We start from the raw sequence: 17269 nt of genomic DNA, 5'->3' as shown, positions 1-17269 counted from the left end.
CATTTCGACAAGAACCCACTATGACAATAAAACGAATTATCCTATCTTTTATCATTCTTATATCCTCTCTCTCTGCCATTGCAGGAGGTATTGGGACATGGAAGTCTTACCTTTCTTATGCCAACATACAATGGGTTGAGCAAGGAGGCAATCGGTTATATGTACTTGCATCTAATGCCCTTTACACTTATAATAAGGCTGATCAAAGTATTCAGACATACGATAAACAGAACGGACTAAGCTCTATTGACATCCGATTCATTGGTTGGAACGAAGTCGCCAAGCGCCTTGTTATTGTCTACGAAGACAATAATATCGATCTAATGGACGCTAAGGGGAACGTTACGAACGTACCCGACTATTACTTAAAGGCTTTGACTTCCGACAAGACTGTCTATAGTATTGATATGAATGGGGCTTATTGCTATCTCTCAACAGGCTTCGGACTTGTCAAACTGAATGTTGCTAAGGCAGAAATAAGCGACAGTTACAACCTCTCCTTTCCAGTTAATTACAGTTATCTGGATGGTTCTTACATCTATGCCGCAAGCCAGTCTAATGGGCTATATCGTGCTCCGTTAACGGCAAACTTGCTTGATAAGAACAACTGGACACGGGTTGGTGACTATGTGGCAAGACCGAAGACGATGGATGCAAACCTCCTTAATCAAGCGAAAACATTGAGTCCTGGAGGTCCAAAGTATAATAGTTTTGCCTATATCCAATACCTTAATAACCGCTTATATACCGTTCCGGGTATGTTTAAATCAGGTTATGCAGACTCTAATACACCGGGTGCTGTACAGATTCTACACGATGGTGAGTGGACGAATTATCAAGAGAATCTATCGTTAAAAACGGGCTATGACTATCTAGATAACAATGTTATAGCAGTTGACCCACGTAATGCTAACCATGTATTTGTTGGTGGAAGGACAGGCTTATACGAGTTCCTTGATGGACAGTTAAAGGCTTATTACAACAAAGACAACAGTTTGTTGCAAGGCGCAATGGACCGAGGACGAGAGTTAGGAAACAACTATGTGCTTATTAATGGACTTTGTTTCGATAATAAAGGCAACCTTTGGATATTGAACAGTCAAACCTCCAGAGAGAATCTCTTGCGTCTTTCGGCTGATGGACAGATGACTTCTTTCAGTAAGCCAACCCTCATGAAGGATGGAGTAGGGGGCTCTGTCCTAACAAGTATGGTCTTCGATAACCGCAACAACTTATGGTTCTGTAACGATCACTGGGGCTATCCTGCTTTGTTCTGTTACCAACCAGCAACCGACAAGTTGCTTTCTTTCACTCGATTTGTCAATCAGGATGGTTCGAACTTAGACTTAGTACCCCATAGCGTGACACCTTTGTCGAATGGAGATGTGTGGGTTACCACTACGATAGGACCACTTCTCTTGTCTCGTTCGGCTATTGATAACCCTGAAACAGCCGTCTTTACACAGGTGAAAGTACCTCGTAACGATGGTACCAACCTTGCCGATTACCTTCTGTCAGGCATTGATGTCACCTGTATGGCTATTGATGGAGGAGGCAGAAAATGGTTTGGAACAAAGGCAAATGGTGTTTATCTCATTAGTGCCGATAATATGACACAGGTGAAACATATCCTCTCTTCAAATAGTCCGCTCCTATCGGATAATATCCTTTCTATCGCTATCAACAACGCAACAGGCGAAGTATTCTTCGGTACGGACAAGGGTTTATGCTCTTACATGAGCGATGCGACGACACCATCCGACCGACCGAGTAAGGACAATACATACGCTTATCCGAATCCAGTTAAGCCCGGTTATACAGGTCCAATCACCATTGTTGGACTCTCAATGAACGCTGATGTGAAGATTGTTACGACAAATGGTGTACTCGTCGCAGCGGGTACTAGCAATGGTGGTAGCTTTGTTTGGGATGGCAAGGACAAGTTCGGCAAACCCGTTGCATCAGGTGTTTATATGGTTGAAAGTGCTGATGAAGACGGCAACAATGGCGTTGTTTGTAAGGTGGCGATTGTTAGATAGAGAGGAAGTATTAGTGTTTTTATATTGATCTGACTATAAGGGACACCTATAATGGAGGGTTGTCAATAGTGCAAATGATGGTAGAGAGGGAACATTGGATAGACATGCTGCGTGGTTTCTGTATGCTGGCAATATTGTTGGATCATACTGAAATCTATTATACAGGAGGTAACCTTATTCCTTATGATTGGTATGTTTCGAATGTTCTAATCGTCTTTTTCTTTCTGTCAGGATACCTCATGTACAAACAGCAAGGCTTTTCTTTGAAGCATAAGCTGACTTCGATAGGGCGCAGTCTACTTCTTCCTTACCTCCTTTTTACTGCTGTTTTGGTACTTCCGAAAGCCTTTGTACATGGTCATAGTATAGACTGGGAGAGTTTATTATTGCCTATCTTGACTGGTAGAGCCTCTTGGTTTATAGCTGCCTTGATAGTTTCTGAAGTTGTTTTTAGCCTTTTCTTGTGGATAACTCGTGGAAAAGTTATACCCTTATTCATTCTCTCCTTTTGTGCTTTTGTTGGTTCGGTATTTTTAACGAAACAATCCACTGATTATCCTTGGTGTATCAACAATGCCCTGCAAGCAGTCCTTTTCCTTTATATCGGATGGTTTTATCATTATCGAAAAGAAGTTTTCAACCGTATCAACACACCATTATATACGTCATTTCTCTTTATATTTCTTATAGTAATAAAAGGTTATGCAACGTGCAAAGGGGTGCATACGATGATATACCCAATAGGTATAGACTCTTATTTCCTATTCTTTCTTGATATGTTGACGAGCGTCTTCTTACTCGTTAATGTTTGTGAGCAACTGTCAAGGTGTAAGCCATTAGAGTGGGTTGGAGCGCATAGTATTGTCTATTATTTCGTCTGTGGAGGTGTTCCCCTTTGCTTATCTTTAGCACTTCAGAAGGTGGGTTTAGGCTATCATGGGGCTTATTATAGTGTACTGATAGCCTATGCTCTGGTCTGCATAGTGGCAAGCTGTATTGTAGCAATCGTCTATCGCTACTTGCCATTTATGCTTGGAAAGTGTCATTAAGCCCTTTCTTTACCTTGCATGAGGTTATAACTGTTATAGACGTATAAACTCACAACAAATGAAGAGACGCCCTTTTGAGGGCAAAGAGAGCCTCTCCTTGATGTGAAGAAAGCCTCTCTTCAAATTGAAGAAAGGCTCTCTTTGAATCCATCTATAATCTACTTCCGTTGGACGTGATGCGAACCAGTAGGGACAGACGCCCTCGTCTGTCCGTCAAGCAGATGGCTCTTTGTTAATTAATTGGGGTATTGGGGCGGACAGACGAGGGCGTCTGTCCCTACTTTTAGTACTTATTTCCAGTTAATAATAACTATACGAATTAGCTCCCGTGAGGCACTCCTCCCCTTGGGGGAGGTTGGGTGGGGTTTCCAGACGAGGGCGTCTGTCCCTACTTTGAGGTATCATTTGGGAGGAAATAGTTATTGCGAAGATACGGAAGCTAACTCCTCGTGTAATACATGAAAACACTCTTCTCAAATGGAGAAAAGACTGAGAATAAGTGGAAAGGCTACTTTTGAAGCCCAGACTTCTTATCCTTAACCTTCTTAATCTTTACCTTCCCTTGTAGTATATCTTCGCTTGGGAGGTCTATACCGAGGCTGCGGGCACGCTCCAGATTGCGACTTCTTGCCTTACGCTGCGTATCTGCCTTCTGCTTAGTAATTGCTCCAGGCTTCTGTTGATAGAGCGGTAGAAGGCGTGGATTCCACGTTCCCTGCACATCACGTTTCGCCTTGCACTCTATGGATTTAGGGTAGTAATACACCGCCTCAGGCTCTCGCTGCGTTGCATAATCGCCTCCGTCCCACTTGCCGTTATCGTTATCATCAACAATGAGACGCATGTAGTACGTGCCAGGCTTTATGTAGTAGAATGTCGCCTTATCGTCTTTTGCGGTTGTTTCCCTTACTGGTTTATCGCTTTCGTTGAGCAGTTGTACGAGGCAGTTCTTGCCCTTCATGCCCTCAAGAGACATCACTAAGGTGCCATACTCATCAACGGAAGGGATGCGAATACCCTGTTTGTACTTCTTAGAAACCCTCCCGTAGATATCCGTGAAGGCTGCCGAATCAAGCTCCAAGCTGTATTCTTTGCCTGTATCCCACGCACTGACGAGTTGTAACTGACGTGGTTTTCCAGGTTCAGTACCCAACTGGTACTTCGCTCGATACCATGAGCTGTCTACCTTCTCATAGAGTTGTATCTTGGAAGTATCGATCTTCTCTATCGGAGCAGCAATCTCGAAGGATAGATTCTGGTCTGGACTCATCTGCGACGGGACGTTATATTTCACGTCAAGGGGCTTTGCTGGCATCGCTGTCTCATACGCTTTCCCACGTTCCTTAGCCTTATCTTGCTTCTTTTTCCACTTGTCGTATTCCTCTTGTTGGCTCTTCAAGCGCTTTGCATAAGGTGTTTTGGCAAGTAGCTCAAGCGTCTCGGTCTGTGGAACAAGCCTCCCGGTGCTGTCCGTCATATTGTAAGTCATCTTCATACGCAGGGTGTCTTGATTGATAAGCGCAGAGTCACGAAGCCAATAAGTAATGGTATCTTGGTTCATACTTGGCTCTTCCAAGAAGGCATCCTTAGCGTTGAAATTCAGTGGAGTAAGCTGTGGTAGGCTCGCATCTCCATAGCTAAAGAAGAGCGTGAAATGGTCTGCATCCTTTCGTTCTGACTTTATGAAGTATCGATCCGTTTGTACTGCTGTGAAGGCAGAGAGCGTTACGTCGTCTGGAAGAAAGTGGGTGTAAGGCACCTGCTTAATGTCTTTGATGTGCAAAGAATCCGTCCACAGCGTGTCTTGTCGTATGTCCGGCTTCCACGAAGGCATGATAACTTCAGGCGTGAAAGCTATCTCTTCGCTCTTTTGATCATACTTGTAGTTGCCGTCCGCATCCTTTAGAGCATAGATGCGATAGTCTCCTTTAGCAACACCACGTATCACAAAGTGCCCTCGACTATCGGTTCTTGAGACGCGCAACATCGGTAGTTTCTGGAAAGCAGTGTCACTTTGATTGCTGTAAAGACCCACGAGTATACCCTTGATAGGCTCTAGATTCTCTGCTTCCAACACATAGCCAGATACTTCGAGAGTATCAATATGATCGCCAGTAGAGAAGCTGTAAGTGTAATTACCTAGTGGATTGCCCTCGTTGTTATCGGAGATTGCATCCGAGAAGTCGATAGTGTAGGTTGTATTTGGCTGTAGTTTGTCTTGCAAAGCGACAGAGATATGCTTGCCTTGAGCCTTTATCTCTGGTGCTTCCAGCTGTGGCGGAGACACAACAACCTTCTCTGATGCGTTCTCTAACTTGATGAACTCATCGAAAAAGATGTTCACTTTCTTACTGTTTACATCGGTTGCTCGATCAGAGGGAGAGGCTCCTACGACCTTAGGAGGCGTCTCATCAAACCATCCACCATCGGGTTGTCCCATCTTAGCACACGACACTAACGATAGGAGAAGGAGGGTTATAAGACTATATGCGAGTGTTATTTTCTTCATATCTTATTGAACTTTTGTAGTCGATGAGGGGTGTATTCCAAGCATTCCATGAGGGTATTTACAATTAAGAAGAGCGTATTTACTGGTTCATTGTCAGTAATTCTTCGAGGTTAGAACGGCTGTTTGACAAGCGAGGAATCTTGTGTTGACCACCGAGCTTACCCTTTGTTTTCAGCCAATCATTGAAGAGATTCTTACGAGCAACAATGATTTCGAGGGGCTGAAGGGTCACATTATGATAGCGTTTAGCCTCATAATCAGAGTTGATCTCTTGTAGTTTGTTATCAAGGATAGTGGCAAACTCTGCAATAGACGCTGGTTCCTTAGCAAACTCAATGAGCCATTGATGTCGGCACTTAGCCTTTGCATCCATATAAATAGGTGCTGCGGTATAGTCTAATATTTGCGCTCCTGTAGCCTTACAAGCGGCATCAAGTCCCTTTTCTGCATTGTCCATGATGAGTTCCTCACCAAAGGCATTGATGAAATACTTGGTTCTTCCAGTGATAATAAACTTATAAGGACGGGTGGAAGTAAACTGTACTGTGTCGCCAATCTCATATCTCCAAAGACCGCAGGAGGTACTAATAAGCATAGCATAGTTGCGTCCTACCTCTACACCAGATAGTGGAACGATGTTAGGATGATCGTTTCCAAACTCGTCCATAGGCAAGAACTCGTAGAATACTCCATAATCAAGCATGAGCGACATACTGCTATCTGAAGGGTCATCCTGTATTCCGAAGAACCCTTCCGAGGCGTTATATGTCTCCATATAGTTCATTCCCTGCTTTGTTATAAGCTGTTCGTATTGTTCACGATAGGGTGTGAAAGCAATGCCACCATGGAAGAATACCTCTAAATTAGGCCATACTTCTTCAAGATGTCGTTTACCACTTAGCTCCATAACACGCACTAATACGGATAGCATCCATGATGGTACTCCAGAGATATTAGTGATGTTTTGCTTAAGAGTTTCCCGTGCTATTCGATCGCGTTTCACCTCGAAGTCACTCAATAGAGCAGTCTCTTTCTTGGGGACACGCACGATATTTGCAAGTGGATTAATGTTCTCTATGAGTATTGCACTTAGGTCTCCAACAAGTGAGTTGTGCAAGTTGTAATTGGGAGAATGACTACCACCAAGGATCAAACCTTTGCCATTGAAGAGCTTACTCTCTGGGTGATTACTAAGGTAATAAGCGATTACATCCTTACCACCTTGGTAATGAATGGTTTGCAGTCCTTCGTGAGTTATGGGTATAAACTTGCTCTTGTCGTTTGTAGTTCCTGATGACTTAGCATACCATCTAACCACTCCTGGCCATAGAATATCACGTTCTCCATGACGCATTCTATCGATGTCGTCCTTCAGTTCTTCATAGGTATTGACGGGCACGTTATGCACGAAATCATCATAAGAAGTGATGGTTGAGAACAGATGTTTGCGTCCGTATTCTGTATCTTTAGCCCGTTCTATAAGGTATTCCATAACCTCCTGCTGTATAGCTTCACCATCAGTTGTATAGCGATCTAGCTCCTTGCGGCGTGGTTGGAAGTATAGTTTGTTTACTAAACTAGTAAGACTCATTCAAATTTCATTGCTTGATTAAATTACAAAAGTACGCCAAAAATGCTAGATGTTAAGGCTTTTCTATCTTTTTAACATTGCTATAAGCAGTCTAAAAAGTGGTTTGTTAGTGTTTTTCACGTCGTTATTAACATGCCATTTAGCTGTCTCTAAGAGTTGGAATGGTTAACGGAAAGTCTCCTAAAGTTCCTCTGAAAGAAGGGATGTAAAGCTCCACTCAATCTCCCAAGTAGGGGAGGAATAGTTAACGGGATAGTGTGCTGTAAAGAAGGAAAGGCTCTCCTTGATTTGAAGAGGGCGTTTCCTTACTGCGAAGAGAGGCTTCCTTTGATGCAAAGAGACGCCCTCTTCAAATCGAAAAGGTCGTCTCTTTGGTTATTGCTTATTGCATTTTCCCTGTTAACAATTCCTTGTTAAGATAGTCATAGACGTATCCAGTACTCTGGAAATAAAGCCCTGTTCGGGTATCCTTGAGCTTTTCGTATGTGTCAGAATTATAGAGAGTATCAACTGCCTCTTGCATATCCATGTCCTTATCAGACATGAGTTTGAGAATGAGGTCACGTGTTATACACTCTATCATATACTTTGTTTCGTTCATAAGCGTTTAAGTAGTTGGATGGACTGTTGGGTTCCGAAGAAGTATTGAAAGGTTATTCCTTTCATGTACTTCAGCCTTTCTAGGAAAGTTTCGAAGGTTATCTCTTGTTCTATATAGCGTCTGATCTGTAGTCCGACACGGTCATTTGCGATTGGACCAATGACAATATCATAGTCATGTGTACTTTCACCGTCTGCAGAGTTGCGGTTGGCAAAAACGAACTCAGCCCATTCCTTGGTATATCCTTCAAATCTTTTGACCTTTAGGTTGGGGTTATCTAATTGCTTTTCGTCGAACTCATAGACATTTAAAATAGGTTTACCACCATTGGTGAAGGTCTTATATTCTGCCATCTCAAGGGCTTGTTTCTTGTCAGCACTTAGGTAGAAGCCTTTACCAAAGTCCTTGTTTGGTTTGGACTTAGCAAAGTCTATGACCGTTATTATCTGATTGGAACCATGGTATAAGGTCATACTAATGCTCCTCCTTGCCTTTGACAGAATGTTATTAAGTCATTGATAACGTCTCGAAAGCTCTGCGTGTGCATCACACCATAGAACCGATCAATGAGTTCAATAGCCTTATATCGTTTCAAATATCTATAGGCTTGTTTGTCAGTGAGATTCTTTCTTTTTGCGAACTCACTGATGATAGCAACGAAATATTCCGCTTTGTTCTTTGTTTCTTCCTTATCCATAACTCTGTTTTAAGCTATAAATACTAATGGAAATAACCCTTAATTGAGGAAGTTAAGTTTGTTTTTAGCACCATTCTCCTTTGATCCTGAAGAATTGAAAAGAGCCTTAATGTGCTTCTAACCAGTTCTTTCCCCAACCAGCATCAGCTATTAGTGGGACATTGAGGGGATAGGCATTCTGCATCTCTTCGAGGACTATTTTCTCCACCTTCTCACGCTCATCTGGATAAACAGAGAAGTTGAGTTCGTCATGTACCTGTAGTATCATCTTTGAACGGATACCCTCTTCTTTGAATCGATTCCATATCCGCACCATCGCAACCTTTATAATGTCTGCCTCTGTCCCTTGTATTGGTGCGTTGATAGCATTGCGTTCATCGAAACCACGGATGGTACCATTTCGACTGTTGATATTCGGTAGATAGCGGCGACGATGGAACAAGGTTTCTGCATAACCTTTGCTTCTTGCAAGCTCTTTCGCATGTTCCATGTAGGCTTGAACCTTAGGGAATGTGCGGAAGTAGTCCTGTATCAACGCCCTTGCCTCATTGTTGGGTATCTCCATCCTTTGGGCTAATCCAAAGGTAGTTATACCATATATAATACCAAAGTTAGCCTGCTTTGCCTTCTTTCTCTGTGCGTCCGTCACGTCATCAAGAGCCTCATGCCAGATCTTGGCAGCCGTCGCCCTGTGTATGTCGTAACCCTCTCTAAAGGCCTCCATCATATTGTCATCCTCTGATAGATGAGCCATGATTCGCAGTTCAATTTGGCTATAGTCAGCTGAAAAGAACATACATCCTTCCTCTGGAATAAAGCACTTTCTAATCTCTTTCCCATCGTCTGTTCGCACTGGAATATTCTGTAGATTAGGGTCGCTGGAGGATAGTCTTCCCGTTGCAGTTAACGCCTGATTGAATGAGGTGTGGATGTGTCCTGTACGGGAGTTTATTAGTTTCGGCAAGGCTTCGACATAGGTACTTAGCAACTTCTTCATGCCTCTGTAGTTCAGTATATTACGTACTATTGGGTGCTTAGATTCGATACTCTGCAACACTTCTTCACTAGTGACATACTGCCCAGTCTTGGTCTTCTTGGGCTTATCCAATATCTGCATCTTACCGAAAAGGATGTCTCCTACCTGCTTTGGGCTCGATATATTGAACTCCTCACCAGCCTCTTTAAAGATCTTCACCTCATATTGCCTCATACGTTCAGTGAATATCTTTGACGTTTCTTTTAACGCTTCCGTATCAATGCGAACACCGGTAAGTTCCATGTCAGCCAGTACACGGACAAGGGGCATCTCAATGCTCCAGAACAACTCTTCAACATTGAGTTCTTTCAGCTTAGGAGCGAGTACATTCTTTAGACGTAAGGTGATGTCGGCATCCTCGGCAGCGTATTCATAGATATCGGTAGGGCTCAAGTCGCGCATATTCTTTTGCTTCTTTCCTTTAGAGCCAAGCAACTCTTCGATGTGTATGGTTTGATATCCAAGGAGTGTTTCAGCCATGTAGTCCATGTTGTGACGAAGCTCTGGTTGGATGAGATAGTGTGCTATCATCGTGTCGAACATCGCTCCTTTCAATTTCACCCCATAGTTGCTTAGCACCTCATAATCGTACTTGATGTTCTGACCAACCTTTAGAATCGACTCGTTCTCATATACTGGCTTGAATATTGCAACACGTTTCAAGGCTTCTTCGCGGTTCTCTGGAATAGGGACATAATAGGCTTCCTTTTCCTCAACAGAGAAGCTCAAGCCCACCAATTCAGCACTGATAGCATCGGTAGAAGTGGTTTCTGTGTCTAAACTAAGTGTTTTCTTTGTTAAAAAAAGCTCACATAAGCGATGCAGATCAGCCTCATTATCAATGAGTTGATAGTTGTGTTGGGTTGTTTTAAGGCTCTCAAAACTCGCTTTTTTCGCTTCGCTTGGGGTGTCGGGCGTAAATTCTGCAAATAAATCAAGCTGATTTTCGACAACTTTTGACTTCTCTTTATCTTTGTTAAGAAACTTGTTAATAAGTGTCTTAAACTCTAATTCTTCAAATATTGCACGTAGTTTCTCCTCGTCCGGTTGCTGAACTTTCATATCATCGAGTTCCAACTGTATTGGAACATCCGTGCGGATTGTTGCAAGGAATTTAGATATTTTGATGTCCTCGACGGCAGCTTCAACTTTTTCTCGTAGTTTCCCCTTTATCTCATCAGTGTGAGCAAGCATGTTATCAATGCTCCCGAATTGGCTAATCAACTTCGCCGCAGTCTTCTCGCCAACCCCCGGACAACCGGGAAAGTTGTCTGCTGTATCGCCCATCAACGCCAGAATGTCTATGACTTGGGCTGGGGTAGGGATGCCATACTTACTTTCTACCTCCTTTTCACCAAGTGTCTCGTATCCTCCGCCATGCTTTGGACGATACATGTAAACGTTTGGTCCAATCAATTGACCATAGTCCTTGTCAGGCGTAAGCATAAAAGTTTCGATTCCATCGGCACCGAATCGGGTTGCAACAGTACCTATGATGTCATCTGCCTCGAAGCCATCTACCTGCAAGATGGGGATGTGCAACGCCTCTAATATTTGTTTGATTAAAGGAACAGAGAGCTTAATATCCTCTGGTGTTTCCTCTCTTTGCGCTTTATACTGGGGATACGCGTCGTGTCGGAAAGTCTTTCCATGATCGAAAGCAACCGCTATATGCGTTGGTTTCTCCTTCGTCAACACCTCATTCAGAGTGTTACAAAAGCCCATAATAGCCGATGTATTCAGTCCTTTGGAGTTAATGCGAGGACTGCGAATGAGTGCATAATAAGAGCGAAAGATCAGTGCGTATGCATCAAGAAGAAACAGTTTTTCCATAAAAGTAAATATGTATTTTAAGCTGTAAAAGTACTAAAAATATTCCATAATATGCGATTTATTGACTAAATTTGTATCAAATTTGAAGTCAAAGATGGATACCCTTTCACTAATAAAGCAACCGATTGAAGCAGAATTAGTCGATTTCATCGACCTTTTTAATAATGCTCTTGACCATGAGGACGGGCTTTTACAGATGGTTTTGAACCATATTAAGCAACGTGCGGGGAAGCGTATGCGCCCCATTCTAATTCTCTTGATAGCTAAAAACTTTGGTAAGGTTTCAAGCATAACACAGCATGCTGCAGTGGGATTGGAGCTTCTGCACACAGCATCACTTGTCCATGATGATGTCGTGGATGAGGCTGCTGAACGTCGAGGACAGGCTAGTGTGAATGCTGACTACGATAATAAGGTGGCTGTGTTGGTTGGTGATTATGTGCTATCAACGGCACTTTTGCACGTTAGTTATACCCATTCAGAGATGATAGTGCGCCGTTTAGCTGAATTGGGGCGCACCTTAAGTGATGGAGAAATACTCCAGTTATCTAATATACAGAACAAAGAAGTAACAGAAGAGGTATACTATAAGATTATAGAACGTAAGACTGCGGCTCTTTTCGAGACCTGTGCTGCGATTGGAGCAGAGTCTGCTGGCGCTACAGAAGAGCAGGTTGAGGCTGCAAGACTATTCGGTAAAAACCTCGGGATAGTGTTCCAAATCCGTGATGATATCTTCGATTACTATGATTCGGAGGTTGAGATTGGTAAGCCAACAGGCAATGATTTTGCAGAAGGTAAGCTCACTTTACCTATCATATATGCGTTGAATGCAACGCAAAATGAGGATATGATGAGGCTAATTCATAAGGTGAAAGCACATAATGTGACACATGAAGAGGTCGAGACCTTAGTTCGGTTTGCAAAAGAAAATGGTGGAATAGAATATGCGCAACGCCGTATGTGGGACTTCCATGCCGAAGCGCAAGGCTTCATCGACAAGTATGTTAAGGATGAAACGATACGTACTTCTTTGCAAACTTACCTTGATTATGTTATCAAGAGAAGGAAGTAATCACTCTTTCTTGTAGATTGATAGCACTCAATACGACGTCAGTCAATTTCGCAATCAAGCTATTTTATTAGTTATAAAAACGCCCTTCTTCAATGGATATAACAATTAGTTATCTTGGAGAAGGGCGTTTGGTGTTTTGAAAAATAATTTATTTATAAATTAATAATAGACTAATAATACAAAATTAATAATCTATTTTTAAAATTACGAAAAGCCTTTTTCTAATTTTAGGGAATGTTTTCTCTGATAAAGGTAAGTGTTTCTTGCTGTTTAAAGAAGCGTTTTCTCTTATAGTAATAGGTGTGTGGCAGGAATAGAGAAATGGGCTACAATGAAAAATCCCCACGCCTTTTATGAAAGGGTGGGGACGTTATGTGTTATGGTGTCAGTCTAGAAGAACTTAGTCTCCGAACCGATGATCTCACTTAGAAGAAGGTTTGTCAATCGACTTGTACCCATTCTGAACCAATAGTTAGTGAGCCACTTTTCACCTAGAACCTCTTTAACGATAGTATAGTAGATAACGGCATCCATAACCGTATTAATGCCTCCTGCGGGCTTTAAACCGATCTGTATGCCAGTCTTCTTGTGGTACTCCTTGATGGCTTGACAGAGCACATAAACCGACTCGGGAGTAGCACTAATCTTCTCTTTACCCGTACTTGTCTTCAGATAGTCAGCCCCGGCGTACATAGCGAGGATGGCTGCTGTCTTGATATCATGTGCATTGCGGAGGTCACCAGTCTCTAGAATTACCTTCATGGGGACGTCTCCACAGGTCTGTTTAAGTTCACTGATGGTATCACAAACGCCCTCGTAATCGCCTGAAAGGAACTTACCTACAGGCATAACAATGTCGATCTGCGTTGCACCATCCTTGATGGCAAGTGCCGTCTCAATGGTTTTTACCTCGAGAAGAGCCTGTGATGAGGGGAAGTTACCCGTCACATTCGTAATGTCAACACCATCTACTTCGAGGCTATCAGCGATGAGCTTCGTGAAACAAGGGTATGCGCAGACAGCTGCGACATGCGGAAGATCAGGGTATTCGCTATCGAACTTGTTTACTTTCTCTACCATTGCGAGCACCTTCTCTTCGGTGTCTGCAGTGCTAAGAGTGGTTAGTTCGACGCTACCAAGCAAGAATTTCTTTACTTCAAGATTATCATTCTCTGATACTTTCTCGGCTATAATCTTTGTCACAGCAGCCTTTACTTCCTCATCAGTGATGTTGAGGTTGTATTGCTCTAAAGCCTGATCGTACTCGCTCTTCTCAACGATTCCATTCGCTTTCTGCGCCTGGATATCCTTTGAAACGGTGTCTTTAATGATTCCCATATTGTTTGTTTTGTAATTAAGATATAGATGTTTTATTTATTAGTTTATGCTTTGTTTGATTGCTGATTATCAGTGAGTTTAGGGTTATTCTTGTGCCTGTATTTGTCACGTGACGTCTTTTTAGCAAAGCTGCGTTGCAGTTCTTCTGTGAGATTAACGCCTGTCTGGTTTGCAAGACAGAGCAAAACCCACAGAACATCAGCCATTTCTTCACCGAGGTTGGGCTTTTCTCCTGCCTTAAAGCTCTGGTCTCCATAGCTTCGAGCTATGACTCTTGCCAGCTCGCCAACCTCTTCTGTGAGGCAAGCCATATTGGTTAGTTCGCTAAAATAGCGTACACCATACTCCTTAATCCACTTGTCTACGGCCTCTTGAGCCTCTTGTATTGTCATTATTCCTTGTTTTTAGTGTCCATGCAGATGGTTACCGGACCATCATTTAGTAGTCTCACTTTCATGTCGGCACCGAACTCTCCCGTGCCAACGGGCTTTCCTAATGCTTCGCTTAACGCCTTGCAGAAGTAGTTGTAAAGTGGGATTGATACTTCATGGCGAGCTGCGTGGATCCAACTGGGTCGGTTTCCTTTCTTGTAACTAGCCATTAGGGTGAATTGAGAAACAACGAGTATCTCACCGTTGATGTCCATAATGCTGCGGTTCATTATGCCTTGTTCGTCATCGAAGATACGAAGTCCTATAACCTTATTAACCAACCACTTAGCATCTTCCTCAGTGTCTTCTTCACCAATGCCAAGCAAGATGAGTAATCCTGCTTGAATGCTTGACTTCACTTGCTGTTCGATAGTTACGGACGCTTCAGATACCCTCTGTATTACAATTCTCATACGGCAAATGTACAATAATTATTTGGTTATCTGCTTATTCAGCATGAAAATAATTGTAAACTAAGCTTGCTTTGCTTGCTCCTATTATACTCGTAAGTATCTGTCTATCAGCTTCTTTTATGTTCTTAACACTCTTCAGTTTCTTTAATAACATGTCTTTCGTCTTCGGACCAATGCCTTTTATGTTGTCTAACTCGCTGTGCAGCTGATGTTTAGAGCGTTGATTGCGATGGAAAGAGATAGCATATCTATGCACTTCGTCCTGTATCTGTGTGAGAACTCGGAATAGTTCGCTTTTCACATCAAGTGCTACTACCTGTTGCGGAAAGCCGAAGAGGAGTTCATTGGTGCGGTGTTTGTCGTTCTTGGCAAGTCCAGCAATAGGGATATTGAGGTGCAGTTCATCCTCAATCACCTCTCTTACGACTTCCATCTGTCCCTTGCCACCATCTGTAATGATGAGGTCGGGGAGGGGAGAACCTTCTTCTTGCATGCGGATGTAACGCCTTCTGACGACTTCTTGCATGCTTGCGTAATCGTCGGGACCTACTACTGTCTTGATGTTGTACTTACGATAATCTTTCTTAGAAGGCTTCATTCCTTTATAAACAATGCACCCGGCAACAGCGTCGGAACCGGAGATATTGGAGTTATCAAAGCACTCTATTTGGTAAGGGAGCTTCGGTAACTTTAGCTTTTTTTGCAGTTCTCGCATCAAGCGGGTCTGTTTCTGCTCTGGATTTAACTTCTCCATCTGTTTCAATCGATCGAACTTGTATTGCTTAGCATTCATCTCTGATAGTTCGAGAAGATGCCATTTATCACCGCGCTTAGGTATGACGAACTCCGCATCTTTTATCTTAAAATCAAGTTCAAAAGGTACTATTATCTCCTTAGCGGTGCTTTTGAAGCGTTCGCGAATCTCTAAAATAGCCAAGTTCAAGAGCTCTTCATCGGTTTCATCGAGTTTTCTCTTGTATTCATAAGTGAAACTTTGATTGATTGCGCCATTCTTAACATGAATGTAATTAACAAATGCGTTCTTTCGAGAATCATCATCTATGATGGTGAAAACATCCACATCTGTGATGGTATAACTAACGATCTCGTTCTTTGCCGCAAAGTTATCGAGGGCAAGATAACGCTGTTTACAGAGTTCAGCATCCTCAAACTTTAGTTCTTCTGCATATTTCTGCATCTTCTGTTTGAGCATTTGTTGTACGTTACGAGTATTTCCCTTTAATATTTCTTGTGCTTGTTTGATGGCTTCCTGATAGTCTTCATAACTTTGTTTGTTGATACATGGAGCTCCACAGTTATGTAGATGATATTCGAGGCAAGGCTTATATTTACCCTGTTCTATGCCTTCTTTTGTGATAGGGTAGCGACAGGTGCGGGGCTTATAAAGTTTTTTTATGATCTCTAAGATGGCATACATGCTTCCAATATGGCTGTATGGACCATAGAATGTACCGGAATGCTTGTTGATAGTACGCGTCTTGAATATACGTGGGAAATACTCATTTGTGACGCAGATACTCGGATAGGTCTTACCGTCCTTGAGTAATACGTTATACTTAGGTTTGTACTGTTTGATAAGTTGGTTCTCGATTAGTAAGGCGTCTTCCTCTGTATTGACAACGGTGTAAGATATGTCATGAATCTTAGAAACAAGTACCTTTGTTTTGAATCGATCCACCTCTTTGTAGAAGTAAGATGATACACGACTCTTAAGGTTCTTAGCCTTTCCTACGTAGATAATTGTATGTTCGGAATCATAGTACTGATAGGTTCCGGGCTTCTCTGGTAAGCTCTGTACAATACTCTTCAAATGGGCTAATCGCTTCAAGTTATCTTCTTTATTCATTTTGTGTAACTGCTTTGTTTAAAGGTTGTTTAGTGCCTTTCGTTTCACGTGGAACGTTAATATGCTTGCGAGAGTGTGGGTTCTGTTATGTGAGTTATTGTTTGTTTTATTTGTCACTAGCCTTGTCTCTACAGCCTCTGCTTGTTCACTTGAATGTGAGAGTCGCCTTATAAGGAAAAAGGAGCAACCCTATTTGTTGGATAGCTCCTTTCTTCTCGTTTCTTATTGGCTCTTTCTTGCTATATTAGAATTGGAGCAAAGAGGTGACTTCTATGTCCTTGCCGAATTGATTCCGACTATCAGGAAATTCGCTATGAAGCTCGATGATGAAGTTGCAATATACTTTCTTCGGATGGAACTTCTTGACTAAGTCGCATGCAGCTTTCATTGTTCCACCTGTTGCGAGTAGGTCATCATGCAATAAGACTATGTCATTCTCGTTGATAGCATCCTTATGGATTTCGATAGTATCAACACCATATTCCTTTGCATAACTCTCTTGAATCGTCTCGCAGGGGAGTTTGCCTGGTTTACGACAAAGCACCACTCCAGCACCAAGACGGGTCGCCACGGCTGAAGACATGACGAAGCCTCGACTCTCAATACCGACTATCTTGGTTACACCCTTGTCTTTGTAGAGGTCTACCATCTCGTCTGTAATTTCTTGAAGAGCCTCTGGTGACTTGAATAGGGTGGTCACATCGCGAAAGTTGACACCCTTTATTGGCCAATCAGGGATGCACCTCAAGTTGTCTAATAACAGTTTCTTGTTCATTTTCAGTTTGTTATA

At 42.5% G+C, this 17269-nt stretch carries 14 protein-coding genes; 3 read left to right on the top strand and 11 right to left on the bottom strand.

What is annotated here, in order from left to right; genetic code table 11:
• Nucleotides 1-20 precede the first annotated feature (20 nt).
• Together porZ and J5A55_RS08200 are read left to right on the top strand one after the other, a co-directional pair.
• The gene (porZ, locus tag J5A55_RS08205) at nt 21-2039 is read left to right on the top strand and encodes a type IX secretion system anionic LPS delivery protein PorZ (protein WP_004383060.1); all 2019 of its coding nucleotides are present in this window, start codon (nt 21-23) and stop codon (nt 2037-2039) included.
• A 74-nt stretch (nt 2040-2113) separates the two neighbouring features.
• On the top strand, nt 2114-3088 hold the full coding sequence (locus J5A55_RS08200; protein WP_004383059.1) for an acyltransferase family protein: 975 nt from the start codon (nt 2114-2116) through the stop codon (nt 3086-3088).
• 508 nt (nt 3089-3596) lie between these two features.
• On the opposite strand, the gene J5A55_RS08195 is transcribed toward J5A55_RS08200, so the two are convergent.
• The 6 genes from J5A55_RS08195 to polA form a co-directional block, all read right to left on the bottom strand.
• Nucleotides 3597-5597: an Ig-like domain-containing domain gene (locus tag J5A55_RS08195; RefSeq protein ID WP_004383055.1), complete on the bottom strand. Its 2001-nt coding sequence runs from the start codon at nt 5595-5597 to the stop codon at nt 3597-3599.
• A 79-nt stretch (nt 5598-5676) separates the two neighbouring features.
• Nucleotides 5677-7188, bottom strand: coding sequence for a GH3 auxin-responsive promoter family protein (locus J5A55_RS08190; protein ID WP_004383052.1), 1512 nt, complete (start codon nt 7186-7188; stop codon nt 5677-5679).
• 382 nt (nt 7189-7570) lie between these two features.
• Nucleotides 7571-7789 (bottom strand): hypothetical protein, encoded by a 219-nt coding sequence (locus J5A55_RS08185; protein WP_004383049.1) that lies wholly within the window; start codon nt 7787-7789, stop codon nt 7571-7573.
• Entirely contained in the window at nt 7786-8262 is a 477-nt protein-coding gene (locus J5A55_RS08180) for a DUF3990 domain-containing protein (protein WP_004383048.1), read from the bottom strand. Before J5A55_RS08180 ends, J5A55_RS08185 begins: the two co-directional genes overlap by 4 nt.
• On the bottom strand, nt 8259-8486 hold the full coding sequence (locus tag J5A55_RS08175; protein WP_004383047.1) for a DUF3791 domain-containing protein: 228 nt from the start codon (nt 8484-8486) through the stop codon (nt 8259-8261). Before J5A55_RS08175 ends, J5A55_RS08180 begins: the two co-directional genes overlap by 4 nt.
• Nucleotides 8487-8592: 106 nt before the next feature.
• Entirely contained in the window at nt 8593-11355 is a 2763-nt protein-coding gene (gene polA, locus J5A55_RS08170; RefSeq protein WP_004383046.1) for a DNA polymerase I, read from the bottom strand.
• A gap of 94 nt (nt 11356-11449) precedes the next feature.
• Here polA and J5A55_RS08165 point away from each other — a divergent pair, with 94 nt between their 5' ends.
• On the top strand, nt 11450-12430 hold the full coding sequence (locus J5A55_RS08165) for a polyprenyl synthetase family protein (protein ID WP_004383045.1): 981 nt from the start codon (nt 11450-11452) through the stop codon (nt 12428-12430).
• Nucleotides 12431-12820: 390 nt separating this feature from the next.
• Here J5A55_RS08165 and deoC read toward each other — a convergent pair whose 3' ends face one another.
• The 5 genes from deoC to J5A55_RS08140 form a co-directional block, all read right to left on the bottom strand.
• Complete coding sequence (deoC, locus tag J5A55_RS08160) at nt 12821-13768, bottom strand: deoxyribose-phosphate aldolase (RefSeq protein WP_004383044.1); 948 nt, start codon at nt 13766-13768, stop codon at nt 12821-12823.
• Nucleotides 13769-13812: 44 nt separating this feature from the next.
• Nucleotides 13813-14160: a nucleotide pyrophosphohydrolase gene (locus J5A55_RS08155; RefSeq protein WP_004383043.1), complete on the bottom strand. Its 348-nt coding sequence runs from the start codon at nt 14158-14160 to the stop codon at nt 13813-13815.
• A complete protein-coding gene (gene dtd / locus J5A55_RS08150) occupies nt 14160-14612 on the bottom strand; it encodes a D-aminoacyl-tRNA deacylase (RefSeq protein WP_004383042.1) in 453 nt (150 codons plus the stop codon). The genes J5A55_RS08155 and dtd overlap by 1 nt, the downstream gene beginning before the upstream one ends.
• A 34-nt stretch (nt 14613-14646) precedes the next feature.
• Nucleotides 14647-16479, bottom strand: coding sequence for an excinuclease ABC subunit UvrC (uvrC, locus tag J5A55_RS08145; RefSeq protein ID WP_004383041.1), 1833 nt, complete (start codon nt 16477-16479; stop codon nt 14647-14649).
• Between the two features lie 244 nt (nt 16480-16723).
• Nucleotides 16724-17254: an adenine phosphoribosyltransferase gene (locus J5A55_RS08140; RefSeq protein ID WP_004383040.1), complete on the bottom strand. Its 531-nt coding sequence runs from the start codon at nt 17252-17254 to the stop codon at nt 16724-16726.
• Nucleotides 17255-17269: the final 15 nt, after the last annotated feature.

Origin of the sequence: Prevotella veroralis (assembly GCF_018127765.1) — a bacterium.
Lineage (GTDB): Bacteria > Bacteroidota > Bacteroidia > Bacteroidales > Bacteroidaceae > Prevotella > Prevotella veroralis.
The sequence above is the reverse complement of the archived record's forward strand: the minus strand, read 5'-3'. Positions and strand labels throughout refer to the sequence as shown.

Coding starts and splice junctions, on each gene's coding strand:
- dtd (WP_004383042.1), bottom strand. CDS start 14,612: ATGAGAATTGTAATACAGAGGGTATCTGAAGCGTCCGTAACTATCGAA.
- uvrC (WP_004383041.1), bottom strand. CDS start 16,479: ATGAATAAAGAAGATAACTTGAAGCGATTAGCCCATTTGAAGAGTATT.
- J5A55_RS08165 (WP_004383045.1), top strand. CDS start 11,450: ATGGATACCCTTTCACTAATAAAGCAACCGATTGAAGCAGAATTAGTC.
- J5A55_RS08200 (WP_004383059.1), top strand. CDS start 2,114: ATGATGGTAGAGAGGGAACATTGGATAGACATGCTGCGTGGTTTCTGT.
- J5A55_RS08185 (WP_004383049.1), bottom strand. CDS start 7,789: ATGAACGAAACAAAGTATATGATAGAGTGTATAACACGTGACCTCATT.
- J5A55_RS08190 (WP_004383052.1), bottom strand. CDS start 7,188: ATGAGTCTTACTAGTTTAGTAAACAAACTATACTTCCAACCACGCCGC.
- J5A55_RS08195 (WP_004383055.1), bottom strand. CDS start 5,597: ATGAAGAAAATAACACTCGCATATAGTCTTATAACCCTCCTTCTCCTA.
- porZ (WP_004383060.1), top strand. CDS start 21: ATGACAATAAAACGAATTATCCTATCTTTTATCATTCTTATATCCTCT.
- J5A55_RS08140 (WP_004383040.1), bottom strand. CDS start 17,254: ATGAACAAGAAACTGTTATTAGACAACTTGAGGTGCATCCCTGATTGG.
- J5A55_RS08175 (WP_004383047.1), bottom strand. CDS start 8,486: ATGGATAAGGAAGAAACAAAGAACAAAGCGGAATATTTCGTTGCTATC.
- J5A55_RS08180 (WP_004383048.1), bottom strand. CDS start 8,262: ATGACCTTATACCATGGTTCCAATCAGATAATAACGGTCATAGACTTT.
- deoC (WP_004383044.1), bottom strand. CDS start 13,768: ATGGGAATCATTAAAGACACCGTTTCAAAGGATATCCAGGCGCAGAAA.
- polA (WP_004383046.1), bottom strand. CDS start 11,355: ATGGAAAAACTGTTTCTTCTTGATGCATACGCACTGATCTTTCGCTCT.
- J5A55_RS08155 (WP_004383043.1), bottom strand. CDS start 14,160: ATGACAATACAAGAGGCTCAAGAGGCCGTAGACAAGTGGATTAAGGAG.